27 protein-coding genes are annotated in these 25435 nt (G+C 73.2%); 8 read left to right on the plus strand and 19 right to left on the minus strand.

What is annotated here, in order from left to right:
* Positions 1-71: 71 nt before the first annotated feature.
* Positions 72-500 carry a YciI family protein gene (locus tag ASE25_RS21550; protein ID WP_056778906.1) on the plus strand — a complete coding sequence of 143 codons (429 nt, stop codon included), beginning with the start codon at positions 72-74 and terminating at the stop codon, positions 498-500.
* Positions 501-1754: a DUF6596 domain-containing protein gene (locus tag ASE25_RS21555; protein ID WP_056778908.1), complete on the plus strand. Its 1254-nt coding sequence runs from the start codon at positions 501-503 to the stop codon at positions 1752-1754. It begins immediately after the preceding gene.
* On the opposite strand, the gene ASE25_RS21560 is transcribed toward ASE25_RS21555, so the two are convergent.
* Positions 1741-2283: a DinB family protein gene (locus ASE25_RS21560; RefSeq protein WP_056827389.1), complete on the minus strand. Its 543-nt coding sequence runs from the start codon at positions 2281-2283 to the stop codon at positions 1741-1743. The genes ASE25_RS21555 and ASE25_RS21560 overlap by 14 nt on opposite strands.
* A 70-nt stretch (positions 2284-2353) precedes the next feature.
* Between ASE25_RS21560 and ASE25_RS21565 the strand changes: the two genes are divergently transcribed.
* From ASE25_RS21565 to ASE25_RS21575, 3 genes are read left to right on the plus strand one after another with little or no spacing between them, the layout of a single operon-like run.
* Positions 2354-2980, plus strand: a complete 627-nt coding sequence (locus ASE25_RS21565; RefSeq protein WP_056827391.1) for a LysE family translocator — start codon at positions 2354-2356, stop codon at positions 2978-2980.
* 46 nt (positions 2981-3026) lie between these two features.
* Positions 3027-4478: an FAD-binding oxidoreductase gene (locus ASE25_RS21570; RefSeq protein ID WP_235508797.1), complete on the plus strand. Its 1452-nt coding sequence runs from the start codon at positions 3027-3029 to the stop codon at positions 4476-4478.
* A complete protein-coding gene (locus ASE25_RS21575; protein WP_056778923.1) occupies positions 4475-5755 on the plus strand; it encodes a cyclopropane-fatty-acyl-phospholipid synthase family protein in 1281 nt (426 codons plus the stop codon). Before ASE25_RS21570 ends, ASE25_RS21575 begins: the two co-directional genes overlap by 4 nt.
* Before the next feature lie 8 nt (positions 5756-5763).
* On the opposite strand, the gene ASE25_RS21580 is transcribed toward ASE25_RS21575, so the two are convergent.
* Positions 5764-6303, minus strand: coding sequence for a hemerythrin domain-containing protein (locus tag ASE25_RS21580; RefSeq protein WP_056778926.1), 540 nt, complete (start codon positions 6301-6303; stop codon positions 5764-5766).
* Between the two features lie 103 nt (positions 6304-6406).
* On the opposite strand from ASE25_RS21580, the gene ASE25_RS21585 reads away from it, so the two are divergent.
* Positions 6407-8047, plus strand: coding sequence for an FAD-dependent oxidoreductase (locus tag ASE25_RS21585; RefSeq protein ID WP_056827393.1), 1641 nt, complete (start codon positions 6407-6409; stop codon positions 8045-8047).
* Positions 8048-8049: 2 nt separating this feature from the next.
* Here the strand turns inward: ASE25_RS21585 and ASE25_RS21590 are convergent, their stop codons facing one another.
* The 3 genes from ASE25_RS21590 to ASE25_RS21600 form a co-directional block, all read right to left on the minus strand.
* On the minus strand, positions 8050-8310 hold the full coding sequence (locus tag ASE25_RS21590) for a metal-sensitive transcriptional regulator (protein WP_020141925.1): 261 nt from the start codon (positions 8308-8310) through the stop codon (positions 8050-8052).
* 80 nt (positions 8311-8390) lie between these two features.
* Positions 8391-8726 carry a YnfA family protein gene (locus tag ASE25_RS21595; RefSeq protein WP_056778930.1) on the minus strand — a complete coding sequence of 112 codons (336 nt, stop codon included), beginning with the start codon at positions 8724-8726 and terminating at the stop codon, positions 8391-8393.
* A 2-nt stretch (positions 8727-8728) separates the two neighbouring features.
* Positions 8729-9127 (minus strand): VOC family protein, encoded by a 399-nt coding sequence (locus ASE25_RS21600; RefSeq protein ID WP_056827395.1) that lies wholly within the window; start codon positions 9125-9127, stop codon positions 8729-8731.
* 138 nt (positions 9128-9265) lie between these two features.
* Here ASE25_RS21600 and ASE25_RS21605 point away from each other — a divergent pair, with 138 nt between their 5' ends.
* The gene (locus ASE25_RS21605) at positions 9266-9487 is read left to right on the plus strand and encodes a hypothetical protein (RefSeq protein WP_056779684.1); all 222 of its coding nucleotides are present in this window, start codon (positions 9266-9268) and stop codon (positions 9485-9487) included.
* A gap of 10 nt (positions 9488-9497) precedes the next feature.
* Here ASE25_RS21605 and ASE25_RS21610 read toward each other — a convergent pair whose 3' ends face one another.
* Positions 9498-10118: a bifunctional 2-polyprenyl-6-hydroxyphenol methylase/3-demethylubiquinol 3-O-methyltransferase UbiG gene (locus ASE25_RS21610; protein WP_056778939.1), complete on the minus strand. Its 621-nt coding sequence runs from the start codon at positions 10116-10118 to the stop codon at positions 9498-9500.
* Between the two features lie 135 nt (positions 10119-10253).
* Here ASE25_RS21610 and ASE25_RS21615 point away from each other — a divergent pair, with 135 nt between their 5' ends.
* Positions 10254-10775, plus strand: coding sequence for a flavodoxin/nitric oxide synthase (locus ASE25_RS21615; protein ID WP_235508798.1), 522 nt, complete (start codon positions 10254-10256; stop codon positions 10773-10775).
* Positions 10776-10790: 15 nt separating this feature from the next.
* Here the strand turns inward: ASE25_RS21615 and ASE25_RS21620 are convergent, their stop codons facing one another.
* From ASE25_RS21620 to ASE25_RS21680, 13 genes are all read right to left on the minus strand, one after another.
* On the minus strand, positions 10791-11732 hold the full coding sequence (locus tag ASE25_RS21620; protein WP_056827397.1) for an alpha/beta fold hydrolase: 942 nt from the start codon (positions 11730-11732) through the stop codon (positions 10791-10793).
* 9 nt (positions 11733-11741) lie between these two features.
* On the minus strand, positions 11742-12995 hold the full coding sequence (locus ASE25_RS21625) for an RNA polymerase sigma factor (RefSeq protein WP_056827398.1): 1254 nt from the start codon (positions 12993-12995) through the stop codon (positions 11742-11744).
* Between the two features lie 13 nt (positions 12996-13008).
* The gene (locus ASE25_RS21630) at positions 13009-13392 is read right to left on the minus strand and encodes a YciI family protein (protein WP_056778950.1); all 384 of its coding nucleotides are present in this window, start codon (positions 13390-13392) and stop codon (positions 13009-13011) included.
* A 116-nt stretch (positions 13393-13508) separates the two neighbouring features.
* A complete protein-coding gene (locus ASE25_RS21635; protein WP_056778953.1) occupies positions 13509-13880 on the minus strand; it encodes a VOC family protein in 372 nt (123 codons plus the stop codon).
* Between the two features lie 33 nt (positions 13881-13913).
* On the minus strand, positions 13914-14924 hold the full coding sequence (locus ASE25_RS21640; protein WP_056827400.1) for a sugar phosphate isomerase/epimerase: 1011 nt from the start codon (positions 14922-14924) through the stop codon (positions 13914-13916).
* A gap of 47 nt (positions 14925-14971) precedes the next feature.
* A complete protein-coding gene (locus ASE25_RS21645) occupies positions 14972-16396 on the minus strand; it encodes a nucleotide pyrophosphatase/phosphodiesterase family protein (RefSeq protein ID WP_056827401.1) in 1425 nt (474 codons plus the stop codon).
* Positions 16393-17592, minus strand: coding sequence for a metabolite traffic protein EboE (gene eboE / locus ASE25_RS21650; protein ID WP_056827403.1), 1200 nt, complete (start codon positions 17590-17592; stop codon positions 16393-16395). The genes ASE25_RS21645 and eboE overlap by 4 nt, the downstream gene beginning before the upstream one ends.
* A gap of 3 nt (positions 17593-17595) precedes the next feature.
* Positions 17596-18471, minus strand: a complete 876-nt coding sequence (locus tag ASE25_RS21655) for a TatD family hydrolase (protein ID WP_056827406.1) — start codon at positions 18469-18471, stop codon at positions 17596-17598.
* 9 nt (positions 18472-18480) lie between these two features.
* Positions 18481-19056: an EboA domain-containing protein gene (locus tag ASE25_RS21660; RefSeq protein WP_056827408.1), complete on the minus strand. Its 576-nt coding sequence runs from the start codon at positions 19054-19056 to the stop codon at positions 18481-18483.
* On the minus strand, positions 19053-19907 hold the full coding sequence (locus ASE25_RS21665) for a sugar phosphate isomerase/epimerase (protein WP_056827411.1): 855 nt from the start codon (positions 19905-19907) through the stop codon (positions 19053-19055). The genes ASE25_RS21660 and ASE25_RS21665 overlap by 4 nt, the downstream gene beginning before the upstream one ends.
* Complete coding sequence (locus ASE25_RS21670) at positions 19904-20800, minus strand: SCO3242 family prenyltransferase (protein ID WP_056778973.1); 897 nt, start codon at positions 20798-20800, stop codon at positions 19904-19906. The genes ASE25_RS21665 and ASE25_RS21670 overlap by 4 nt, the downstream gene beginning before the upstream one ends.
* Positions 20797-21942 (minus strand): inositol-3-phosphate synthase, encoded by a 1146-nt coding sequence (locus ASE25_RS21675; protein ID WP_056827413.1) that lies wholly within the window; start codon positions 21940-21942, stop codon positions 20797-20799. Before ASE25_RS21675 ends, ASE25_RS21670 begins: the two co-directional genes overlap by 4 nt.
* A gap of 77 nt (positions 21943-22019) precedes the next feature.
* Positions 22020-25364: a PQQ-dependent sugar dehydrogenase gene (locus ASE25_RS21680; RefSeq protein WP_056827415.1), complete on the minus strand. Its 3345-nt coding sequence runs from the start codon at positions 25362-25364 to the stop codon at positions 22020-22022.
* Positions 25365-25435: the final 71 nt, after the last annotated feature.

The raw sequence follows: 25435 nt of genomic DNA on the forward strand, positions 1-25435 counted from the left end.
AGGATGATGTGGCGAGAGTCGCCACCCGCGCAGATCTCACGGCTGCGCGCCTGTTCGAGAAGGAGCCGGCCATGGCCGACACATACGTCTACCTGATCCACGAGGGCGACTGGGACTCCGACGCCTACCTCGGTGGCGAGCCCACGACCGACGCCGGCCCCGCCGGCAAGGACCCCAGCGCCGCTGCGGCGTCCGACATGGACGCGTCGTTCCCCGAGCACAAGGCCTTCCAGCAGGCCGTCGCCGACCTCGGGGCCCGCATCATGGGTGGCGCCGCCCTGCAGAACTCCCGCTACGGCGGCACGGTGACTCCCGGCTCCGGAAACCGCGCCGTCGAGGACGCGGTCTACACCGACGGGCCCTTCACGGACACCTCGGAGGTCATCACGGGCTTCTACCTCGTCGAGACCGACGACGAGGACACGGCCCGCCGGATCGCCGCCCTCGTGCCGACCACCAGTCGGATCGAGTGGCGCAAGGTCTTCCCGACGGGGATGTGAGTGCCGCTCGGGACGGGTGAGTTCGAGGAGGCGTGGCCGCGCATCGTGCGCGCCCTCGCCTCCTTCACCGGGAGCCTCGACGACGCCGAGGAGTATGCCGCCGAGGCCGTCGCACGAGCCGCCGCGCACGAGCGCGCCGGCGGGGCGCCGATCGAGTCGTATGCCGCGTGGTGCACCTCGGTGGCCCGGCGCGCCTGGCTCGACGACGCTCGACGGCGGACGACGCTGCGCCGGCTCGCCCCCGAGCTCGCCCGTCCCGAGGCGGACCACGCCGCCATGGATGCCGACGACCTGTCCCTGCACGGACGCGAGGGGCTCGACGACCGCCTCGCCCTGCTCTTCGTCGCGTGCGACGAGGCCATCTCGCCCGCGTCCCGCATGGTCCTGGCCCTGCGCGTCGTGTGCGGCCTGACGATCCCGGAGATCGCGGGCCACCTCGGCGTGCAGGACACCGCGGCCGCAGCCCGGCTCACGCGCGCCAAGCGGGCCCTCGCCGAAGCCCGGGGCACCTTCCACGTGCCGGACGCCACCGAGCGCGGTCGGCGGCTCCCTGTCGTCATCGCCTGCGTCTCAGGCATGTTCACGGTCGCGCACCGGACGGTCCTCGACCCTGCCGATGCCTTGGCCGACACCGGGCGCCAGGCGCTGTCCATCGCCGACGCCCTCGTCGCGGCCTACCCCGACGACACCGAGGTGCGCGGGCTGCGAGCCGTCATCCGGCTCGGCCTGGCCCGTCGGCCCGGCCGCGTCGACGACACCGGGACAGGGCTCGCGCTCGACGAGGTCGACCGCAGCCGGTGGGACGGCGCCCTGCTCCGGGCCGGGCTCGCCGACGCGACGGTCGCCGCGGCAGGAGACGGTCGCTTCGCCATCGAGGCGGCGATCGCCGGACTGCACTCGAGCGCGCCGTCGTTCGAGCGCACCGACTGGAGGCGCATCGTCCAGCTCTACGGCGCGCTCGAGCACCGGTGGCCCTCCCCTTCCGTCCGGGTCGCTCGACTCGTCGCCACGGCCCAGGGCATCCTCGCCGCCGACCCCGGTGGGTCCGTCGCCGAGGTGGAGGCCGAGCTGGCCGCGATCGAGGCCGGCTCACCGGCCTACGCCAGCCGCGACGCGAGCCTCGCCCTCGCCGACCTCGAGTGGCGCACGGGGCGACGCGAGCACGCGGCGCAGCGCTACCGCGACCTCGCCGAGGTCATGCCGGCGGAGCCGCTCCGTCGCTTCTGCCTCCGGCGGGCCGTCACTCCCCGGTGACGCCGTCGACCGCCTCGCGGAAGAAGTCCGCGTGGCCGTTGTGGCGGGCGTACTCCTCGATCATGTGCAGCAGGATCCAGCGGAGGCTGAACGTCTGGTTCTCCTTGCGCGACAGCGTCGCCGAGCGGAACTCGAGCCCACCCGCGGCGAGCGCCGCGTCGATGTCGCGCCGGGCCTGCTCGACCGACTCGTCCATGATCCGGCGCAGCTCCTCGGGGCTGTCGTCGCGCGCCGACGTCATCTCCCAGTCGCGGTCGGCGTCCCAGTCCGCGCTCGCCCACGGCTCGGGCATCGGACGTCCGTGCAGCACCTCGCCGAACCAGCTCGCCTCGTTGAGCGCGACGTGCTTGAGCAGGGCCCCGAGCGTCAGGGTGGACGGCGCGAGGGGCTGGGCGAGCTGCTCGGCCGTGAGGCCCTCGGTCTTCAGACGGAGGGTGTCGCGGTGGTAGTCGAGGAAGGCCACGAGGGTGGTGGCCTCGTCGGCCGCGAGGGGCGGGTCGGTGCGGTCGGTCCGAGCAGGTGTCGTCATCCCCCGACGCTAGTGTCCGAGCCTCGAAAACCGCCTGCCCTTTGTCGGCCGCCGGGAGCACACTGGTCCGGTGCCGTCATCGAGCCAGTGGGTCGCGTTCCTCGTCGCGTCGATCCTCTTCATCCAGGTCCCGGGCCCCAGCCTGCTCTTCACCATCGGTCGCGCCCTGACCGTCGGGCGGCGCGAGGCGCTGCTCTCGGTCGTCGGCAACGCCGTCGGCGTCACGGCGCAGGCCGTCTTCGTCGCCGTCGGCCTCGGCGCGGTCGTCGCCGCGAGCATCACCGCGTACACCGTCATCAAGGTCGCGGGCGCCGCCTACGTCATCTACCTCGGCGTCCAGGCCATCCGCCACCGCCACGACGCCCGGGAGGCCATGGAGGCGCACGTGTCGGCGAAGCGCGGACACGCGCTGCGCATCGGTGCCGTCGTCGGCCTCACCAACCCGAAGACGATCCTCTTCTTCGTCGCCTTCCTCCCGCAGTTCGTCAACACCGGCGCGGGCCACGTGGGCGTCCAGATGGCCGTGCTCGGCGGGGTCTTCGGTCTCATGGCCATCTGCAGCGACAGCATGTGGGCGCTGCTCGCCGCGCGGGCCCGGGAGTGGTTCGCCCGCAAGCCCGCCCGGCTCGACACGCTCGGCGCCACCGGCGGGGTCATGATGGTCGGGCTCGGCGCCGCGATGCTCGCTCGCGAGTAGTCGCGCATCCCGAGCGCACCCGATCCGGATCTGTTTGACTGACATGGTGGCAACCCCTCAGGTCACGTCTCCTGCGGATCGGCACGACCCCCTCCAGCGGGTCCGCGAGCACGAGCGTGCACTCGAACAGGTGGGGAGGGCGTATGCCGCCCTGCCGCCCGACCGGCCCGTCCGGCTCGCGAAGCGCACGTCCAACCTCTTCCGCGACCGCAGCGCCACCGACTCCCCCGGGCTGGACCTCTCGGCCATGACCGGCGTCGTCGAGGTCCGCCCCGGCGTCGACGGCGGTCCGGCGACCGCGCTCGTCGGGGGTCTGACGACGTACGAGCAGCTCGTCGACGAGCTCCTGCCACACGGCTTCGTGCCACTCGTCGTGCCGCAGCTGCGCACCATCACGATCGGCGGGGCCGTCACGGGTCTCGGCATCGAGGCGGCGTCGTTCCGCAACGGCCTGCCGCACGAGTCGGTGCACGCGATGCGGATCCTCACCGGGGACGGCGCGGTCGTGACGGCGACGCCCGACGGCGACCACGCCGACCTCTTCCACACCTTCCCCAACTCCTACGGCTCGCTCGGCTACGCGCTCGACCTCGTCATCGAGCTCGAGCCCGCCCGGCCGTACGTCGCCCTGCGGCACGTGCGGTTCGACTCGGTGCGCGCACTCACCGACGCGGTCGACGTCGTGCTGTCGTCCCAGACGTGGGACGGCGACCGGGTCGACTTCGTCGACGGCGTCGTCTTCGGCGCCACCGAGGCCTACCTCTGCCTCGGACGCTGGACCGACCACCTCGAGGGCCAGGCCCGGCCGAGCGACTACACGGGCGAGCACGTCTTCTACCGCTCGATCCAGCAGCGGCGCACCGACGTGCTGACCGCCCACGACTACCTCTGGCGCTGGGACACCGACTGGTTCTGGTGCAGCCGGGCCTTCGGCGCCCAGGTCCCGGCGATCCGCCGGCTCTGGCCGCGGCACCTGCTGCGCAGCGACGTCTACTGGCGGATCGTCGCCTTCGAGAACCGGCACCGCGTCATGGGCCGGCTCGACCGGCTGCGCGGACTGCCCGACCGCGAGCGCGTCGTGCAGGACGTCGAGATCCCGCTCGCGCGCACGGCCGAGTTCGTCGACTGGTTCCTGCGCGAGGTGCCGATCGAACCGGTCTGGCTGTGCCCGATCCAGCTGCGCCCGGCTCCGGGCACGGCCCCCGACGAGACGCCGTGGCCGCTCTACCCGATGCGCCGGGACGAGCGCTACGTCAACGTCGGCTTCTGGTCGACGGTCGCCATCGAGCCGGGCGCGGCCGACGGCGACGTCAACCGCCGCATCGAGGCCGAGGTGACCCGGCTCGGCGGCCACAAGTCGCTCTACTCCGACGCGTACTACGACGAGGGGACCTTCGCCGCCCTCTACGGCGGCACGGCATACGCCCCCGTCAAGCGCAGGTACGACCCGGGGGGACGGTTCCCGACGCTCTACGAGAAGGCGGTGCAGGCTCGATGACCTTGACAGTGGGACAGGCATTCGACCAGGTGTTCGGCCCCGGGGCCCCGGTGCGGGTCGTCGCGTGGGACGGCTCGGAGGGCGGCAGCCCCGACGGGCTCGTGCTGCGCCTGACCAACCCCGACGCGCTCAACCACCTCCTGACCGCGCCCGGCGAGCTCGGCCTCGCCCGCGCGTACCTGCTCGGTGACCTCGTCATCGACGGGATCGACGAGGCCGACCCCTACGACGTGCTGCGCGTCGTCGGCGACGGGCTCACCCCGCGCCGCCCCTCGCGGCACGAGGCGACGGAGCTGGCGCGCTTCGTCGCCCACCACCGGCCGCACGCCCCGACCCTGCCGCCGGAGGAGACGCCGGGGCAGCTGCGTCGGCTGGCACACGGGTTGCGGCACGCCCGGACACGCGACGCCGAAGCCATCAGCCACCACTACGACGTGTCGAACGCCTTCTACGAGAAGGTCCTCGGCCCCTCGATGACCTACACCTGCGCGTGCTTCCCCACCGACGAGGCCTCGCTCGAGGACGCCCAGGCGTACAAGTACGACCTCGTCGCCCGGAAGCTCGGCCTGCGGCCGGGCATGCGCCTGCTCGACGTCGGGTGCGGCTGGGGCGGCATGGTGCGCCACGCGGTGCGGCACTACGGCGTCACGGCGCTCGGGGTGACGCTCTCGCGCGAGCAGGCGACGTGGGCGCAGGCCGCGATCGAGGCCGAGGGCCTGGCCGATCGGGCCGAGGTCCGGCACGGCGACTACCGGGACGTCTCCGAGCGCGGCTTCGACGCGATCAGCTCGATCGGGCTGACCGAGCACATCGGGGTCGGCAACTACCCCGCCTACTTCCGCTTCCTGCGCGAGCGGCTGCGGGACGAGGGCCGCCTGCTCAACCACTGCATCACCCGCCCCGACAACCAGCACCCGGGACTGCCGCCCCGCGGCTTCATCAACCGCTACGTCTTCCCCGACGGCGAACTGACCGGCAGCGGCGACATCGTGCGGGTCATGGAGGACGAGGGCTTCGAGGTGCGCCACCACGAGAACCTCCGCGAGCACTACGCCCGCACGTGCGCGGCGTGGAACGCCAACCTCGCCAAGAGCTGGGAGGACTGCGTCGAGATCGCCGGTCTCGGCACCGCTCGGGTCTGGGGCCTCTACCTCGCGGGGTCGCGGCTGGCCTTCGAACGCAACGAGATCCAGCTGCACCAGGTGCTGGCCTCGCGCACGAGCACGGAGGGGGTGTCGGGCTTCACGCTGCGGCCGCGGTTCGAGCCCAGCGCCTGACCGAGGGCCTAGCCCGAACCACCGAGGTCGACGTCGTAGGCCTCGTAGACGAGGTCGCCGCCCTTCTGGCGGTGGCGCACGAGCCGGCCGACGAGGACCGTCAGCTCCTCCCGGAAGACGGGCAGGTCGGCCATCGTGCCGCCGTGCTCGAGCACCGCGAGGTAGCCGTGCAGGGCCTCGCGCAGGTCGCGGTGCTCCTCGAGCAGCCGCTCGACGCGGACCGAGAGCCGCGGCGCGCTGCGCCGGGCCCGGTCGTAGATGCCGCCCGGGCTCTCGGTCAGCGCGACGTGGTCGTCGAAGTCGTGCGCCAGCTCGGCGAGGGCCGCCCGCACCCGCTCGCGCCACATCCCGCCGCGGGCGATCGGCGCCTCGAGCGCGAGGTCGACGGCGGCGACGGAGTCACGCAGCTCGGACCGGTGTCGCCGCACTCGTTCGAGATGGACGGCGAGGTCGGCGGCGGTCTCGACCCGGCCACGATCGAACCCCTGCGCATCGAGCTGGCCCGCCGGGGCGAGGGGCGGGATGGCGGCATTCGGCTGGACGTTCATGGCGCGACCTCCGTGCCCTCCATGGTCGCGCCGCAGTGCCCGGTTCGTCCAGAGTCCAGCCGCCCACGATTCGCTCGGATACCCCCTGGGGTATTATCAGGGCATGGAACACATCATCATCGGCGGCGTCGCGGGCGGCATGAGTGCCGCCACGCGCCTGCGCCGGCTCGACGAGGACGCCCACATCACCGTCGTCGAGCGCAGCGGGCACGTGTCCTTCGCCAACTGCGGCCTGCCGTACCACGTCGGCGGCGTCATCGAGGACCGCGGGTCCCTGCTGCTCCAGACGCCGGCGTCCCTCGGGCGCCGCTTCGGGCTCGACGTACGCGTCGGCACCGAGGCCGTGCAGATCGACCGCGAGCGCCGGGTCGTCGTCGTGCGCGAGCTCGCCACCGACACCGTGTCCGGGCTGCCCTACGACCACGTGCTCCTCTCCCCCGGCGCGCGGCCGGTCCGGCCGCCGATCCCGGGCATCGAGCGCGCCCTCTCGCTGCGCGACATCGAGGACACCGACGCCCTCGTCGCGGCCAGCACTCCGGCCCGCACCGCCGCGATCATCGGCGGCGGATTCATCGGGCTGGAGCTCGCCGAGAACCTCACCCGCCGCGGCATCGCCGTCACGGTCGTCGAAGCCGCCGACCAGGTCATGACGCCACTCGACCCCGAGATGGTCGCCCCCGTCCACGACCACCTCCGCGCCTCCGGCGTGGTCCTGCGGCTCGGTGCATCCGTCACGGCCGTCGGACCCGACACGGTGACGCTCGCGACCGGCGAGCACGTCCCCGCCGACCTCGTCGTCTCGGCCGTCGGCGTCCGGCCCGACACGCGCCTGGCCGACGACGCCGGACTCGAGACGGGCCGCCTCGGCGGCATCCTCGTCGACAGCAGGTTCCGCACGAGCGACCCGCGGATCCTCGCCGTCGGTGATGCCGTCGAGAAGCGCGACGCCCTCGACGGGGAGCAGGTCCTCGTGCCGCTCGCCAACACCGCGAACCGACAGGGCCGCATGGCTGCCGACGTCATGGCCGGCCTCCCGGCCCACGACCGGCCCGTGCTCGGCACCGCGATCGTCGGCGTCTTCGGCCTGCAGGTCGCGACGACCGGCTGGAGCGAGAAGCGCCTCGTCGCCGCCGGGCGCCCGCACCGCGTCGTCCACACGCACCCGGCGTCGCACGCGACGTACTACCCCGGCGCCGAGGGTATGAGCCTCAAGCTCCTCGTCGACCGCGACACCGACGCGATCCTCGGCGCGCAGGGCGTCGGCCGCGAGGGCGTCGACAAGCGCATCGACGTCATCGCGACCGCCATGACCGGCGGTCTGACGGCGTCAGCCCTCGCCGACCTCGAGCTGGCCTACGCCCCTGCGTTCGCCTCGGCCAAGGACCCCGTCAACATGCTCGGCTACGTCGCCGACAACCTCCGCACGGGCGTCAGCCGCTCGGTCCAGTGGCACGAGCTGGCGGACGCCGTGGCGGACGGCGCGGTCCTCGTCGACGTGCGCACCCACGAGGAGCACGAGTCCGGGGCCATCCCGGGCGCGGTCCTCATCCCGGTCGACGAGCTCCGCGGACGCCTCGACGAGATCCCGCCCGGCCCGGTCGTCGTGCACTGCGCGGTCGGCCAGCGCGGCCACACCGCCGCCCGGGTGCTCGCGCACGCCGGTCGCGAGGTGCGCAACCTCGACGGCGGCTACCGCACCTGGCTCGCCGGCACGGGCCTCCGCCACCCGGTGCTGGCCCACTGACCTCAGGCCAGGGAGAGGAAGAGCTTCTCCATCTGGGCGACGTCCATCGTCTCGCCGTCCGGGTTGGTGATGCACTCGCGCAGGCCGGTGGCGATGACGGCGAAGCCGGCCCGGTCGAGCGCCTTGGAGACGGCGGCGAGCTGGGTGACGATGTCCTTGCAGTCGCGCCCCTCCTCGATCATCTTGACGATGCCGCCGATCTGGCCGCGGGCGCGGTTGAGGCGACGGATGACCGACTGCATCTCGTCGAGGTCGAGCTCCACGGCATCCTCCTGGGGTCGTTGCGGGAACGCCCCATGATACCCCCGGCCGTATGCCGTCACGAGCGTCCGAGAGGCACCGCTCAGCCCGAACGGGGTGCGTACATGATGAGTGCGACGCCGACGAGGCACACGAGGGCGCCGGCGACGTCCCACCGGTCGGGTCGGAAGCCGTCGGCGACCATGCCCCACACGAGCGAGCCGACGACGAAGACGCCACCGTAGGCGGCGAGGATGCGCCCGAAGTTCGCGTCGGGCTGGAGCGTGGCGACGAAGCCGTAGAGGCCGAGAGCGACGACTCCCGCGCCGGCCCAGATCCAGCCCCGGTGCTCCCGCACCCCCTGCCAGATGAGCCAGGCGCCGCCGATCTCGGCGAAGGCGGCGAGCACGAAGAGCAGGATCGAGCGGGTGACGGTCATGCTCAGAGGTCCCCGGCCGCGCGCCGCTCGTCGTCGCTGCGCAGGATGCAGAACTCGTTGCCCTCCGGGTCGGACATGACGACCCAGCCACGACCGTCGTCCGTGCGGCAGTCCTGCACGACGGCCGCCCCCAGCCCCGTGACGCGCTCGACCTCCTCGTCCCGCGGTCGGTCGGTGGGGCGCAGGTCGAGGTGGACGCGGTTGCGCACCTGCTTGGCGTCCTCCACCTCGATGAAGAGCAGCCGGTGCGACTCGTCGGGCGAGAAGATCATGCACTCCTCGTGCCCCGGCTCATTGGGGTCGGCGGGGTCCTCGTGGTAGCCGAGGAGGTCGGCCCACCACACGGACTGCGCGTGCGCGTCGAGGGCGTTGACGGTCGTGTGCGAGAGCTCGAGTGCCATGCCGCCATCCTGCTGGGCGCGCACCGGTCGGGCCACTCCTGCGCAGGCGCCCCCCCCCGTCAACATTGGTTGACGGACCCGGCCACGCGGCCTACGCTGTCAACAGAAGTTGACACGGCACGGGAGGTGACCGCCGCGATGACGAAGGAGGTCGACGACATGCTCCAGCTGGCTCGGGCCACCGGTGACGACGACCCGCGCGCCGCCCTCGCCGCGGCGCGCGAGCTGCGGCGCACCGCCGACCGCACCGAGGCCGCCGTGGTCCGGCGCGCCCGCAACCAGGGCCTGGCCTGGGCCGAGATCGCCGAGCAGCTCGGCGTCAGCCGCCAGGCCGTCCACCAGAAGTACGGCAAGCGCTAGGGCAGGGCGCTCAGCCCTCGCGGTGCAGCACGACCACGGTGTCGAGCGCGACGCGCTCACCGTCGTCGGTCGCGACCGGACGCTCCCGGATGCCCGACTGCAGGGCCGCGACGGGAAGCCCCTCGGCCCGGTCGAGCACCTCCTCGGGGTCGTAGAGCACGGCCCGGTCGCTCGGGCCGCCCCAGCCCTCGGCGAGGTTGCGACCGGCGTGGCCGACGACGACGACCAGGCCGCCCGGGCGCACCGCCTCGACGGCCGAGCGCAGCGCCTGCCGCCACTGCTCGGCCGGCAGCTGGAGGTAGCAGAGCAACGCGAGGTCGTAGGCGGCCGGGCCGCCGGGCGTCGACAGCGTCGCGTCGGCGACGACCGCGGTCAGCCGGCCCAGGTCGTCGCCGAGACGGTCGGCCGCGAGCGACCGCATCCGCTCCACGGCCACCGGCGAGTAGTCCGACGCCGTGACCACCCAGCCCTGCTCGACCATCCAGATCGCGTTGCGCCCCTCGCCCGCGGCGAGGTCGACCGCGTGACCCGGCGTCAGCGGGCCGATGATCTCGGCGACGAAGCGGTTCGGCTCGGCCGACCACACGAGGTCGTGGGCGGCATACCGCTCGTCCCAGTCCTTGGCGTCCACGGTGACTCTCCTCGTCGTCGGCTGGCGACCCGGTGGAGGCCGCGAATCCCATTGTGTCGCGGCACGTCTCGTGCGTCACGATTCGTACGCGCCCACGCACGCCGCGCGTAGCGTGGATGGCGGAAGGGATCCATGATGAACGTCCTCATCGTCCACGAGTCCATGTTCGGCAACACCCGCGAGATCGCCTCGGCCATCGCCGACGGGCTGCGCCGTGGCAGACCGGTCGAGGACGGTGACGTCCGGCTCGTCCACGTCGACGACGCCCCGACCGTCATCCCCGACGACGTCGACCTGCTGCTCGTCGGCGGACCCACGCACGCCCTCGGCATGACCCGCCCGAAGACGCGCGAGGACGCGACGACGAAGGGCGGCACCGCCGCACACGAGGGCGTCCGCGAGTGGATCGAGTCCGTGACACCGCGGCCCGAGCTCCCCGTCGTCACCTTCGACACGCGCGTGCACGTCAAGATGCTGCCGGGGTCGGCCGCGAGCGCCGCGGCGAAGTCCTTGCGGCACCACGGATTCGGTCGCGCCGAGCGCGGCGAGACCTTCTGGGTCCAGGGCACCCCCGGACCCATCGAGGCGGGCGAGCTCGACCGCGCCCGCGAGTGGGGCACCGAGCTGGCCTCACGCGTCACCCACGGCGTCGCCTGATGCCGGCGGGTCCCTTCAGACGAGGGAGTCGAGCCAGGGCTCGAGGTGCCCGAGCACGTCATCGGGCGCCTCGAGCTGAGGCGTGTGGCCCATCCCGTCGAGCCAGGCCGTGCGCCAGGCCGGATTGAGCCGCGCGGCGCGGCGGGCGGCCGAGACGGGCACGAGGCGGTCGCTGGTGCCGTGGATGAGCAGCACCGGGCGGTCGAGGTCACGCATGATCCGGTCGTACTCGCGGCGCCCGCGGAGCACGCGCAGCAGCGACCGCGCGGCACCGAGGAACTCGCCCTCGGGGTCCGGGAGCGACCGGCGCCAGGCGGCGAGCTCGATCCCGGCCTCGACGACGTCGTCGTCGGCACGTGACGGGTCGGCGAAGCACAGTGCCACAGTGCCGAGCACGCGCTGCCGGTCCGAGACGCTCTTGTTGTAGCGGGTGAGCACGAGCTCGCCGACGCGCGGCACGGCATACATCGCGAAGGTGGCGGCGACCTGGGGGTCGGGCCGCGCACCGGGGTTGGGCAGCGCGGGGTCGACGAGCGCGAGACCCACGACCTGCTCGGGGCGACGGTCGGCGAGCAGCAGGCTCACCATGCCGCCCATCGAGTTGCCGACGAGGACGACGGGGCGGCCGAGCACCTCGTGGACGAAGCGGCTGAGCAGGGCCGCGTTGTGGTTGACGCTCGTCGCACGACCGAGGGCCGGGCTCAGCCCGAAGCCCGGCAGGTCGATCGCGACGACCCGGCGACGGGCGGCGAGCGCCGGTGCGATGCCGACCCAGTTGAGGTGCGAACCGCCCAGACCGTGGACGAGGACCACCGGTGGCGCCTCGGGCACCTCCGGATCCGCGTCGGGGCCGCCGAAGTCGACCCAGTGGACGGGGCCGTCGAGGTCGATGGTGCGGCCGACCCCTCCCCACGGGGACGCGATGTCGGTCGGAGCGGTGGACGGCGGGGTCGTCATGACCGCAGGTTACCGCCGGTCACCTGTCCGCGCCGCAGCTCCGGCAGCTCTGGCGGCACGGGCCAGCAGGTGGCGCGACTCGGGCCCGTTGTCGCTGAGCCCGGCGGCCCGGTCCCACTCGGCGGCCGACTCCGGCCACCGCGCGAGACGACCGAGCAGCTCGGCCCGCACGACGTGGAGGGCGACGTAGCCGTCGAGGTCCAGACGGTCGAGGAGGGCGAGCGCGGCCTGTGGACCGTCGAGCTCGGCGACGGCGACGGCCCGGTTGAGCCGCACGACGTCGGTCGGCGCGAGGCGCAGCAGGTGGTCGTAGAGCGCGACGACCTGGGACCAGTCGGTCTCCGCCGCGGTGCGGGCATCCGTGTGCACGGCGTTGATCGCGGCCTGGAGCTGGTACGGGCCGGGGGCGCCGCGCCGCAGGCACCGGTGCACCAGCGCCTGGCCCTCATCGACGAGCGCGCGGTCCCAGAGGGAGCGGTCCTGCTCCGCCAGGACGACGAGCTCGCCCGCGGCGTCCGTGCGCGCCGGGCGCCGGGCCTCGGTCAGCAGCATGAGGGCCAGCAGGCCCGCGGCCTCCGGCTCGTCCGGCATCAGCTCGACGAGCACCCGGGCCAGCCGGATCGCCTCGGCGGCGAGGTCCGGTCGGCCGAGGTCGGCGCCGGCGGTGGCCGTGTGACCCTCGGTGAAGACGAGGTAGAGCACGGCGAGGACCGAGGCGAGCCGGGCGGGCAGGTCCTCGTCGCGCGGCACCCGGTAGGGGATGCCGGCCGAGCGGATCTTGCTCTTGGCCCGGACGATCCGCTGGGCCATCGTCGACTCCGGCACGAGGAAGGCGTGCGCGATCTCGGGTGTCGTCAGGCCGCCCAGCAGCCGGAGCGTCAGCGCGATCTGGGCCTCACGCGAGAGGGCGGGGTGGCAGCAGGTGAAGACCAGGCGCAGTCGTTCGTCCCTCACGGGTCCCTCCTCCGGGAGTCCAGAGCCGTCGTCCGGCGCGTGCAGGGCGAGCGCCTCCGTGTGGCGGGCCTCCCGCGTCGCCTCCCGGCGCAGCCGGTCGATGGCACGGCGCCGCGCGGTCGTGATGATCCAGCCGGCGGGACTCGGCGGCATACCGTCGCGGGGCCAGCGCTCCACGGCCACGGTGAATGCGTCCTGGACGGCGTCCTCGGCGAGGTCGATGTCACCGAGCGCGCGGATGAGCACGGACACCGCGCGGCCGTGCTCGGCGCGGAAGACCCGCGCGATGTCCGCGCCCGAGACCGTCATGACGTGCGCGCCGTCACTGGTCGGTCGGCGCCTGGCCGGGGTCGCCGTCGCCCTGGAACGGGCGGACCTCGACGGGCAGGCCCGTGGCTCCGGCGATCCGCTCGGCCCAGCCGAGGACGACGTCGTAGTCGTCGGAGCGCAGGATCGTCAGGCCGCCCAGGTGCTCCTTCGCCTCGGCGAACGGCCCGTCGGTGAGGACGGCGTCGGCCACCCCGTCGCGCGGTCGGCGGATCGTCGTGGCGCTGGCCTGGTCGGCGAGGCCGCCGGCGAACACCCAACCCCCGGCCGCGCGGATGTCGGCGTTGACGACCTCGAGGTCGGCCATGACCGTCGTGAGGTCGAGGTCCTCGGGCGGCGGCCCGTCGGGCGAGAAGAGGCTGATGAGGTAGGTCTTCACGATGATCTCCTCCTGCCGGCGCTGCCGGCTGGTCGGTGGTGCACCCGGTGTGCACCCTGCACCACCTACACGAAAGGGGTCACCCGGAATCGACAGATCGCCCGGTCACGCGTCGGTCAGCCGCGCGGTCGCTGCTCGACGAGTCCGACGAGGTTGCCCTCGGAGTCGACGACGAACGCCATCCACTCGTCGGTGCCGGCCGGCCCCAGGGTGTCGTCGTCGTGGCCGAAGATGACGTGCGGCTCGGCGCGCACCTCGACGCCGGCCGCTCGCAGACGCTCGACCGTGGCGTCGATGTCGTCGACCCGCAGGTAGTGCAGGGCGCTCGGCGCGCCCTGGTCGAGGAGCAGTCGCACGCCGCCGACGTCGAAGAAGACGAGCCCCGGAGGGTCGAACGTCGCGAGCGGCTCGGACCCGAGCAGGTCGCGGTAGAAGGCGGTGGCCCGGCCGAGGTCGTCGGCGTGCTGGGCGATCTGGACGAGTCCCATGCCCCGACGGTAGACCCGCCGGGGCCGCGGGCGTCAGTCCTTCGAGCTGCTGAAGGCCGCGTCGAAGGAGGCGGTCGGGCGCTCGAAGTTGAGGCCCCGGACGTACTCGAGTGCCCCGGGCGCACCGACGAGACGGTCCATGCCGGCGTCCTCCCACTCGATCGAGATCGGGCCGTCGTAGCCGATCGCGTTGAGCGTGCGGAAGCAGTCCTCCCACGGCACGTCGCCGTGACCCGTCGACACGAAGTCCCAGCCGCGGCGCGGGTCGCCCCACGGCAGGTGCGAGCCGAGACGACCGTTGCGGCCGTTGCCGATCCGCTTGCGGGTGTCCTTGCAGTCGACGTGGTAGATCCGGTCCTTGAAGTCCCAGATGAAGCCGGCCGGGTCGAGGTCCTGCCACACCATGTGGCTCGGGTCCCAGTTGAGGCCGAACGCCTCGCGGTGCCCGATCGCCTCGAGCGTCGCGACGGTGCTCCAGTAGTCGTAGGCGATCTCGCTCGGGTGCACCTCGTGGGCGAACCTCACTCCCACCTCGTCGAAGACGTCGAGGATCGGGTTCCAGCGGCGGGCGAAGTCGGCATAGCCCGCCTGGATGACGTCGTCACCCACGGGCGGGAACATCGCGACGTACTTCCAGATCGCCGACCCCGTGAAGCCGATGACGGTGTCGACGCCGAGCCGTGCCGCGGCGCGGGCCGTGTCGGCCATCCGCTCGGCCGCGCGCTGCCGCACGCCCTCGGGGTCGCCGTCGCCCCAGACGGCCGACGGCAGGATGTCCTGGTGCCGCTGGTCGATGGGGTCGTCGCAGACGGCCTGGCCGACGAGGTGGTTCGAGATGGCCCAGACCTTCAGGCCGTGGCGCTCGAGGATCTCGTGACGTGACTCGATGTAGCCGTCCTCGGAGAGGGCCCGGTCGACCTCGAAGTGGTCGCCCCAGCAGGCGATCTCGAGACCGTCGTAGCCCCACTCCCCTGCGAGGCGGCACACCTCCTCGAAGGGCAGGTCGGCCCACTGTCCGGTGAAGAGCGTGATCGGTCGGGCCATCGTGGATCTCCTTGCTGCTGCTGTGAGGGCTGCGGTGAGGTGCTGGGTCAGTGGTGGGTGGCTGCGGCGACGGGGACGCCGGCGGCCTCGAGGACGAGGTCGTGGACGTCCGCTGCCGCCACCGTCTCACGGCGCAGGCTCGCGTCCGAGGTGAGGACGACGGGTCCGTCCGCGGGGTCCGCGGGCAGCCGTCCGTGGCTGCCGCGCACCCACCGCGGATCGAGCGGGACGACCTTCATGGCATACCGCAGGCCGAGCTTCTTGCGCACGAGCCCGAGCCCGGCGCGCGCCTTGGCGGAGCGGTCGGCGGGGTCGAAGAAGAGCTCGGCGGGGTCGTAGCCGGGCTTGCGGTGGATCTCGACGCCGCGAGCGAAGTCGGGTGCGCGCTCGTCGTCGAGCCAGTAGTAGTAGGTGAACCAGGCGCGTGGCTCGGCGACGAGGACGAGGTCGCCGCTGCGCTCGTGGTCGAGGCCGTATGCCGCTTGGGCGGCCCGGTCGAGCACCTGGTCGACGCCGGGGGTCGCCTCGAGCAGCGCGCGCACCTCCTCGAACCGGTCGGCGTCCTTGACGTAGACGTGGGCGACCTGGTGGTCGGCGACGGCGAAGGCCGCCGACGCCCACGGGTCGAGGTACTCCATGCCGGCCTGGGTGTGGACCTCGAGCAGCCCGGCCCGGCGCAGCACCCGGTTGACGTCGACGGGCTGGTCGACGGCGGTGATGCCGTACTCGCTGACGACGACGACACTGACGCCGAGGCGCTCCGCGTCGTCGAGGAGCGGCGCCAGGGTGGCGTCGAGCTCGCGCGCCGCGGCGCGGGCCTCGGGCGACTCCGGGCCGAAGCGCTGGAGGTCGTAGTCGAGGTGCGGCACGTAGGAGAGCGTCAGGTCGTGCTCGGGCAGCAGGATGCGGGTCGCCTCGACGATCCAGCGGGACGAGGCGATCGACGCGGTGGGGCCCCAGTAGTGGAAGAGCGGGAAGGCACCGAGCCGGTCGGTGAGCCGGTCGTGGAGGGCCGCCGGTCGCGTGTAGCAGTCGGGCGACTTGCGGCCGTCGGCGTGGTAGACCGGGCGCGGCGTGACGATCGAGTCGACGTCCATGCCCATGGCGTACCACCAGCAGACGTTGGCGACCCGCGCGCCGGGGTGCGCGCGGCGCAGGGCCTCCCAGACCTTCTCGCCCTCGACGAGGGCGTGGTGCTGGCGCCAGAGGAAGACCTCGCCGAGGTCGCGGAAGTACCAGCCGTTGCCGACGGCCCCGTGGTCGGCGACGGGGCGACCGGTGAGCATCGTCGACTGCACCGAGCACGTGACGGCGGGCAGCACGGTCCCGAGCGACGACTGCCAGCCGGAGCGGGCGAGCCGGGAGAGGCGTGGCATGTCCGCGAGGGCGCGCGGCGTCAGGCCGACGACGTCGAGGAGCAGCACCTTCGTGGGCTGCGTGGTCGGGGTGGGCTGCGTGGTCGGGGTGGTCATGCGGACTCCTTGAGGCCGAGATCGATGAGGGTGTCGCGCAGCCAGGCGAGCTCGCCGGCGATGCTCACGGCGAGGGCCGCGTCGTCGGTCGGGCGCACCGCCTCGGGCACGACGGTCCACGTGTAGGTCTCCACCTCGAGGTGGTCGGTCAGGGCGGTGTCACCGCCGACGAGGACGTCGAGCGAGTGCCGCAGGTCGCCGGTCGTCGCGGAGAGCGGTGGCTCGGGGGCGTGGTCGAGCGGCACGTGGAAGTGGACCCGCCACGGACGCTCGGTGCCACCCGGGCACGGGTCGAGGGGGCGCGGGCCGCCGAGCGCGTCGCCGAGGTCGTCCCGGGCCCGCAGCTGGTGGCCCTCGCCCGGCTGGCCCGGCGAGCGGGTCTGGTGCAGGAAGCGGTTCTCGTCGAAGGCGGCGAGGGCGCTGCGGGTGGCGTCGTCGCCGGGGTGCTCGACGTGCAGCGCAGCGGAGACCTGCGCCTTGACGACGCGACGGCCGGCGGCGGCGAGCCGAGGCACGGCGACGGCCGCGTCCTCGAAGCCGACCGCGAGGTGGCAGAGGTCGAGGCAGACCCCGAGCACCTCCTGATCCCACCCCGCCATCCGGTCGACGAGCTCGGTCGTCGTCTCGATGACGCAGCCCGGCTCGGGCTCGAGGCCGACGCGGATCTCGCGGCCGGTGCGGTCGCGCAGGGCGTGGAGGTGGTCGGCCAGCCGGTCGAGCTGCTCGGCGGCGAGGACCTGCCGGTCGCCGAACCACGGGTGCCGCCACCCGAGGGGAAGCGTCGAGATGCTGCCCCGGGCGGCGTCGTCGGGCAGCAGGCGGGCGAGCACCTCGGTGAGGTCGGTCGTGTAGGCGAGGCGGGCCGGCTCGGTCCAGTCCGGGTGGTAGACGCGGTGCTTGACGACCTCGTCCTGGAAGCCGCGGTAGGGGAAGCCGTTGAGGGTGACGACCTCGAGACCCCGCGCGTCGAGGGCTGCGCGCAGGCGGTCGGTCTGCCGGGGGTCGTCGGCGAGGCCACGGGCGACCGGGGCGCTGAGCCAGAGACCGAGGCCGAGGAGGTCGGCGCCGACGTGGCGACGCACGGGCAGGGCGAAGCGGTCGAGCTGCCCGATGATCGTGTCGAGGTCCTCACCCGGGTGGACGTTGGTGCAGTAGGCGACGTGGACGGTCTGGCCGTCGGCGTGGAGCAGGCGCACGACTCACTCCCTCGCGCCGCGGAGCACGGAGTTGCCCATGAACGTCGCGCCGGCGCCGACGAGCTCGGTCTCCGGCGCCTCGGTCTCGGGCAGCTCGAGCCGCCCGCTCTGGGCGTAGAACTCGACGGGGTTGCGCCACAGCACCCGGTCGACGTCGTCGGCCGTGTAGCCCGCGGCGAGCATCGTCTCGGCGACGCGTCGGGTCTTGAGCGGGTCGCTGTTGCCCCAGTCCGCGGCCGAGTTGACGATCATCCGCTCGAGGCCGTGGTGGCGGAGGATCTCGACCATGCGGTGCTCGTCCATCTTCGTGTCCGGGTAGACGGAGAAGCCCATCCAGCAACCGGACTCGGCGACGACGCCGACCGTCATCTCGTTGAGGTGGTCGACGAGGACGGCCCCCGGCTCGAGCGCCGACTCGCGCACGACGTCGAGCGTGCGGCGCGTCCCGGCGAGCTTGTCGCGGTGCGGCGTGTGCACGAGGGCCGGCAGCTCGTGCTCGGCGGCGAGCGCGAGCTGGGCGGCGAAGACGTCGTCCTCCTCCGGCGTCATCGAGTCGTAGCCGAGCTCTCCGACGGCCACGACGCGGTCCTTGGCGAGGTAGCGCGGCAGGACGTCGAGCACCTCGCGGCAGCGGGCGTCGTTGGCCTCCTTGGGGTTGAGGCCGATCGTCGCGTGGTGCGCGATGCCGTACTGCGACGCGCGGAACGGCTCCCACCCGAGGAGCGCGTCGAAGTAGTCGGTGAAGGAGCCGACGCTCGTGCGCGGCTGGCCGAGCCAGAAGGAGGGCTCGACGACGGCCCGGACGCCGGCGGCATGCATGCGCCGGTAGTCGTCGGTGGTGCGCGACGTCATGTGGATGTGGGGGTCGAAGATGCGCACGGCTGCTCCTCAGTCGGCTCGGTGGGCAGGGGACAGGTCGAGGACCGTTCGGGCGTCCGGCGGCACGACGCGCCCGGCGGCCTCGCGCTCGGCGGCGTAGTCGCGCACCATCCGGGCCAGCTCGTCGTCGGCGCGGTCGGCGAGGCCGGCGACCTGCTCGACGGGGATGCCGGTGAAGAGGACCTTGAGCACCGCCTGACGCCAGGCATCGTCGTCGAGGTGCGCGGCGGCATACGGACCCAGCGCAGCTGCGACGAGGCGGGTGTCGTTGGTGCGCAGGGCATCCCGCACGATCGGGAGCGCGCCGTCACCGATGGCGTTCGCGCGGTCGGGTGCGTCGAGCGCGGGCAGCGCGAGCAGCACCGCACGCCGCTCGGCCGCGTCGCCGTGGTCGTAGACCCGACGCACGACGTCGACGACGTATGCCGCCGCGCCGGGCACAGCGAGCAGCAGCGCCTCGCGTGCCGCGTCGCCGTCGAGGCCCTCACGGGCCGCGGTGCGTGCAGCGGCCGGGAAGTACCGGTCGATGGCGTCGGGGTCGGACGCCACCTCGGCGATCGCGTCCTGCGTGGTCACCGGGCTCATCGGCCCACCTCCTGGGGTCGTCGGGCGGCGTCGCGGAGGAACGTGAGGCTCGAGGCGGCCAGCGACGGGGCGGCGTGCGAGTGGCGGGGCAGCTCGACGGCGACGAGGCCGGCGAACTCGATGGCCTCCAGCGCGGCGAGCACCGGGGGGACGTCCACCTCGCCCTCCCCGAAGGGCAGGTGCTCGTGGACGCCGTGCCGCATGTCGTCGATCTGGACGTTGGCGACGAGGTCACCCGCACCGAGGATGCAGGCTGCCGGTTCGGCGTCCTCGGAGCAGCGCAGGTGACCGACGTCGATCGTCAGGCGCAGCCGGTCGGGTGAGTCGAGGCGACGTCGCAGCTCGAGCACGTCGGCGATGCGCTCGACGAACATGCCCGGCTCCGGCTCGAGGGCCAGGTCGACACCGTGGGACTCGGCGACGGGCAGCAGGGCGGCGACGCCGGACTCGACGCGGGCCCAGAGCTCGTCCCGGCTCGTGCCACGCGGGGCGATGCCGCTCCAGAAGGACACGACGGGCGAGCCGACCTCGGCGGCGACGCGGATCGCTCTCTCCAGCAGGTCGATCCGTCTGTCGCGGCCGGTCTGGGACACGAGGGTGGGCTCGTGCTTGTGACGCGGGTCGAGCACGTAGCGGGCCCCGGTCTCGACGACGACCGCCAGCCCATGACGCTCCAGCAGGGCCCCGGCCCGGGCCGCGCGGCCGGCCAGGTCGGGCGCGAAGGGGTCGAGGTGGGCGTGGTCGAGGGTCAGGGCGACGCCGTCGTAGCCGAGGTCGGCGAGGAGCGCGAGCGCATCGCCGAGCCGGTGATCGGTGAAGCCGTTGAGGCCGTAGCCGAAGCGGAGGCTCATGTCGCCGACACCCGCCTCATCGCGGCCGCACCGACCGGCGCCGATGCGGCGAGGCCGAGGGCGGCCGCGTGGTGGCCGGTCGCCGCGAGAGCCGCGCCCTGGAGCGGCACGAGGCCACGGATGCCGGCACCCGTGGCCCGGCGGACCGTGCCGGCGTCGGGGGTGCGCGCGGCGGCGAGCTGGGCGCGGAGGACGCCCACGGCATACGCCCCCGTGAGGGCGACGGAGACCGCGGCGCCCAGCGCTCCCCCGGCGCGTCCGCGTCCGGCGACCGGGACCTGGCGCAGCGCCGAGGCGGTGGCGACGGCCGCCGTCGCGACGACGCAGGCACGGGCGAGACCGGTCGAGCCGCCGTGGACCTCGCCGCGGCTCAGGGCCGTGACGCCGGCGGTGTGGACGGCGACGAGGGTGGCCGGGACGGCCGCGGCGCGCAGGCCGGACAGGCCGCCGGCACTGGCGCCGAGGAGGACGTCGAGCCCGCGGGTCGAGGCCATCGTCGCGACGCTGAGCGGACCCTGCTTCGGGGAGAGGTCGTAGGCCCAGACTGCGGCGGCGAGGACCGCGGCGGTGGCGGCCGAACGACGCCCGCCGGCAGCCGCCGCGACGGCGACACCAGTGACGGTGAGCCCGGTGGCGACGGCGAGGGCCGTCCGCGCCGGCACGCGACCGGACGGGATGGGTCGCTCCGGACGCTCGACCGCGTCGGTGCGCCGGTCGGCCCAGTCGTTGAGCGCCATCCCCGCCCAGTAGAGGCACGTCGACGCGACCGGCAGCGCCGCCGAGCGCGCGCCGGCCGGCCAGCCCGCGCTCGCCGCACCCGCGAGGGTGTCGCCGGGCACGGTGAGGGCGGCCGGTGCGCGCACCAGCTCCACGAGGTCGCGCAGGGTCGTCACGACGCGGTCGCCCAGGCGGTCAGCACCCGCTGCTGCTCGAAGAGGCGGTGCTCCTCGGAGCCGACGGGGTCCTTGAAGAAGAAGCCGAGGGCCGGCAGCGGGCCCACCTCGCCGCGACGCAGGGCCAGGTCGACGAGGCGCGCGAGGTCGATGACGAGCGGCGCGGCGAGGGCCGAGTCGCAGCCCTGCCACGTGAACTGCATCGACATCCGCGTGCCGAGGAAGCCGGAGAACGTCAGGTGGTCCCAGGCCGTCTTCCAGTCGCCGAGGTCGGCGATGTTGTCGATGTGGACCGGGCCGTCGACGGGGTGGCCGAGCATCGCCTCGAGGCCGCGAGCCTTGCTGCGGGCCTTGCTCTCCATCGCCTCGGGGTCGGCGAGCGTGGCACCGTCACCGCCGCCGAGGAGGTTGGTGCCGGCCCAGGAGCGGACCCGGAGCGCGCGGGCGGCGAACATCGGCGCGAGGACCGACTTGACGAGCGTCTCGCCCGTCTTGCCGTCGCTGCCGCCCCACGGCACGCCGTGGCGCCGGGCGAGCTCCTCGAGCGCGGGCAGGCGCGCACCCGTCGAGGGGGTGAAGTCGACGAACGCGGCTCCCGCCGTGAACGCGGCCGCCGCGTAGACGGCGCTCGGTGGGAGCGGGGACTTCCCTGCAGCCCAGGCCTGCTCGAGCGCGTCGAGCGAGGCGTGCGCGGGGTCGTCGCGGACGACCGGCTCGGTGGAGCTGACGTTGACGACGACGACGCGTGCCAGCGACTCGGCCTGCGCGAACGCGCGGATGTCGGCCGCCAGCCGCTCGACGGCGTCCGCCTGACGCTCCTCGGCGTCCCGGTGTCCGTGGCGGATCCGGCTGCAGGTGCGGTCGAGCTCGTCGGACACCAGCGCGAGAGCGGTGTGCGGGATGACGCCGGCGTCGGCGAGCTGCGCCGCGCGCTTGACGAGCGGCACGTCGGCGACGTCGTGGCCGCCGACGACGAGGTGGTCGAGCGGGACGAGGCCGGCGCCGGCCAGGTCGGGTTGCTCGGTGACGAGCCCGTCGGGTCCGGCACCACCGGCGGTGATGAGGGCGAGGCCGGTGGCGACGGTCGTGGCGACCGAGCCGCGTGCGCCGACGAGCCAGAGTCCGGTTCGTGCGTCCGTCATGGTCGTTCTCCTCTACGTGGTGGGGCCGGTGGCCCGGCGGCGGGGGCGTGTGCCCGCCGCCGGGCCACCGGGATGGGTCAGCGCAGCGAGGCGATGACCGCGTTGGCGTCGCGCTGCAGGGCCGCCGAGGCCGCCGCGTCGCGGACGTTGGAGCTGGACTTCGCTGCCGCGACGAAGCCCTCGAGCTGCGAGATCGCTGCCGCGGTGCGACCACCGGCGACGTGCTTCTCGGCCTGCTGGAGACGCTTCTCGAGCTCCTTCTCACCCGTCGGGGTGACGAGTCCCTCGCGGGACAGCCGCTCCGTCAGGGCGGTGAGCGTCAGCAGCGACGTGCGGGTCGTGAAGGTCACCGTCGTGCTGCGCTCGAGACCGGCCTTGTCCTTCGCCGTGACGACGAAGGTGTGGCTGCCCAGCGAGAGCGTCCACAGGGCGAGCGGCTTGTCGGCCGCGACCGGGGTGCCGTCGACCGTGGCGGTCACGGTGTCGATGCCACTCGTCGCGTCCGTCGCCGTCCACGTCACGTCACCGGAGTTGCCGACGGTGGCGCCGTCGGTCACCCCGGACACCGCGACCGCGGGCTGGGTCTTGTCGAGCCTGACCGTCACCGAGCCGACCTGCGAGACGTTGCCGCCGTTGTCGGTGGCGCGGTAGAGCACGGTCGTCGTGCCCTCGATCGAGATCGTCAGCGCCGTGTTGGCGTTGACCCACGTGGCCCCGCCGTCGGTGGAGCGCTGGCGCGAGGTGACGGTGCCGTTGTCGGTCGCGTTGACCGTCACGGTGACGTTGCTCGTGTACCAGCCGTTCGCACCGTTCGGCGTCGCCGGGTTCAGCGTCGCCGCGACGACCGGGGGCGTGACGTCGGCGACGCCGTTGCCCACGAAGGTGAGGGAGTCGAGGACGACCCCGCCCGACGAGGTGACGTAGAGCTTGCCGGTGCCGGTGGGCTTCGACGACAGCGTCGCTGCCGCGTCGGTCCAGCCGGGGCCGTTCACCGCGATGGTCCCGAAGGGAGCCGCCGTCGGCGAGTCCCACCGGAGCGACAGGGTGCCGCTGCCGGAGGCGCGGGCCGTCACACCGGTGACGCCGACGAGGTTCGCCGGGTCCCAGGCCAGCCAGTCACCGGCATCGAACGAGGTGACCTTGCGCAGGCCGCTCGCCGAGTCGTCGTTCGTGATCTCGACGCCCTGGGTCGCGTCGGCCCACTCGGCCTCCTGCTTCTTGGGGTTGAGGATCAGCTGCTCGGTGGTGGTCGCACCGGGCAGGCCGTTGGCGCCGTTGTCGGTGTAGGTGATGACGACGACGCCGAAGATGTTCTCCGTCTCGCCGTGCTGGGTCGCGTCGGCGGGGGTCGGGATCGCGAACTGGCAGCCCGTGCCCTGGCTCAGCGGGTGGGCGTGCGCGTCGTGGCCCAGCCCGAAGGTCCAGGTCACGCGGGAGCACACCGTCGCCGTCCCGTCCTCGGGGTCGGCAGTGGTGACGGTGAACGGCACGGCCTGGCCCCAGTCGAAGAAGGCACCGTTGGGCGGCGTGGCGATGGTGACGGTCGGGGCGACGTTGCCGACGCTGATCGACGTGCTCGTCAGCCCACGACGGCCCTCGGGGTCGGTGACACGCAGTCGTGCCGTGTACTTCCCGAGCTGGGTGTACGTGTAGCTCGCCGTGGCGCCGGTCGCGTCGAACGTGCCGTTGCCGTCGAAGTCCCACTCGTAGGTCAGGGCCCCACCCTCGGGGTCGACCGAGCCGGACGCGTCGAACCGGACCGTCAGCGGCGCGCTGCTGCTGCTGATCGGGTTCGCCGCGATCTTCGCCTGGGGCGCCTTGTTGCCGGGCGAGTAGTCGATCCGGTAGAGGCCGGCGTCGGGGTTGGCCCGGAAGAAGCCGTCGCCGTAGTCGAGGACGTAGAGCGACCCGTCCGGACCGAACTCGATGTCGATCGGGCTGTCGGTGATCGGCTGGCCGTTCGTCTCGAGGTCCCGGTTCGGCAGGAAGTGCGTGATGTGGTCGACGGGTCCGTTGGGCCACTGCACGTCGAACACCGCGAGGTAGTCCTGCGAGAACTCGGCGAAGAACGCCTTCTTGTCCCAGTAGGCCGGGAACTTCGTCGTCGACGGGTTGGTCGCGTCGTAGTGGTAGACCGGGCCGCCCATCGGGCCCTGGCCGCCCTGCGGGTCGAAGTCGGTCAGCTCGGGCCAGGGCTGGTGCGTGTTGTTGTCGCCGTAGTAGAGCGTCGGCGCGGTCGCCGGGGGCACCTGGGCGAGACCGGTGTTCCACGTCGAGTTGTTCAGGGCGCCGGCGCTGCAGTCGAACCACGGACCGGGCGTCGCCGTCGCGAAGTTCCACTCGTTGTAGTTCGCGTTGGGCCCGTGGCAGTAGGGCCACCCGCCGTTGACCGGCTTGGTGATGGCCGTCGACTGCCACTCGACGTAGCCCATCGGGCCGCGCTGCGCGTCGGGGGCTCCTGCGTCGGGACCGTAGTCGCCCCACGACACGGAGTTCGTGATCGGGTCGACGTCCATCCGGAACGGGTTGCGCACGCCCATGACGAAGATCTCGGGCCGCGTCTTGGCCGTGCCCGGCGTAAAGAGGTTGCCCGCCGGGATCGTGTAGGACCCGTCGGCCTCGGGATGGATGCGCAGGATCTTGCCGCGCAGGTCGTTCGTGTTGCCGGCGCCGCGACGTGAGTCGAAGCCGGGGTTGAAGCCCGGCGCGTTGTTGTTCGGCGCGAAGCCGTTGGCGCCCGGCGCGCTCGCCGGCGTGTTGTCGCCGGTCGAGAGGTAGAGGTTGCCGTCGGCGTCGAAGTCGACGTCACCGGCGACGTGGCAGCACTGGCCGCGCTGGGTCTCCACCTTGAGGATGACCTGCTCGCTCGCGAGGTCGAGCTTGTCGGCGGCGTCGTCCCAGCGGAAGCGGCTCAGCTGGTTGTAGCCCTTCCACTGGTCCCAGTAGGAGGCGTCCGCACCCGCGGGCAGGCTGTTCGGCGCCGACCCGGTCGGGGTCGTCGTCACGTACGGCGCCGTCATGGTGCGCGGTGCGTAGTAGAGGTAGACCCACTTGTTCGTGTCGAAGTCGGGGTCGATGGTGACGGTCTGGAGACCGTCCTCCGAGTTGTTGTAGACCGGGAGGGTGTTGACCACCTTGGTGACGCCGGTGTCGGGGTCGACCAGGCGGACGTCGCCGTTGCGGGCGGTCGTCAGCACGCGGCGGTCCGGCAGCACGGCCATGTCGATCGGCTCACCGGTGTCCTTGGTGAGCGTGATCTTCTCGTAGTTCGACCAGTCGAGCGCCGGCTCGGAGCCGTGGTCGACCCCGTCGTGCGCCTGGGCGGGGAGGGTGGCCACGGCGCCGAGCGCCGTGCAGGCGAGGACGGCTGCCGCAGTTGTGGCAACCAGCCTCCTCGCCCTGGATCGCGAAGTAGCATTCATCGGTACGTCCTTCTTGACAGAGACGGGCGAAGCCGGTCCCCGGGGAGCGCGCCGCTGCAACGGCACTGCAC

The organism is Terrabacter sp. Root85 (assembly GCF_001429185.1).
GTDB lineage: Bacteria > Actinomycetota > Actinomycetes > Actinomycetales > Dermatophilaceae > Terrabacter.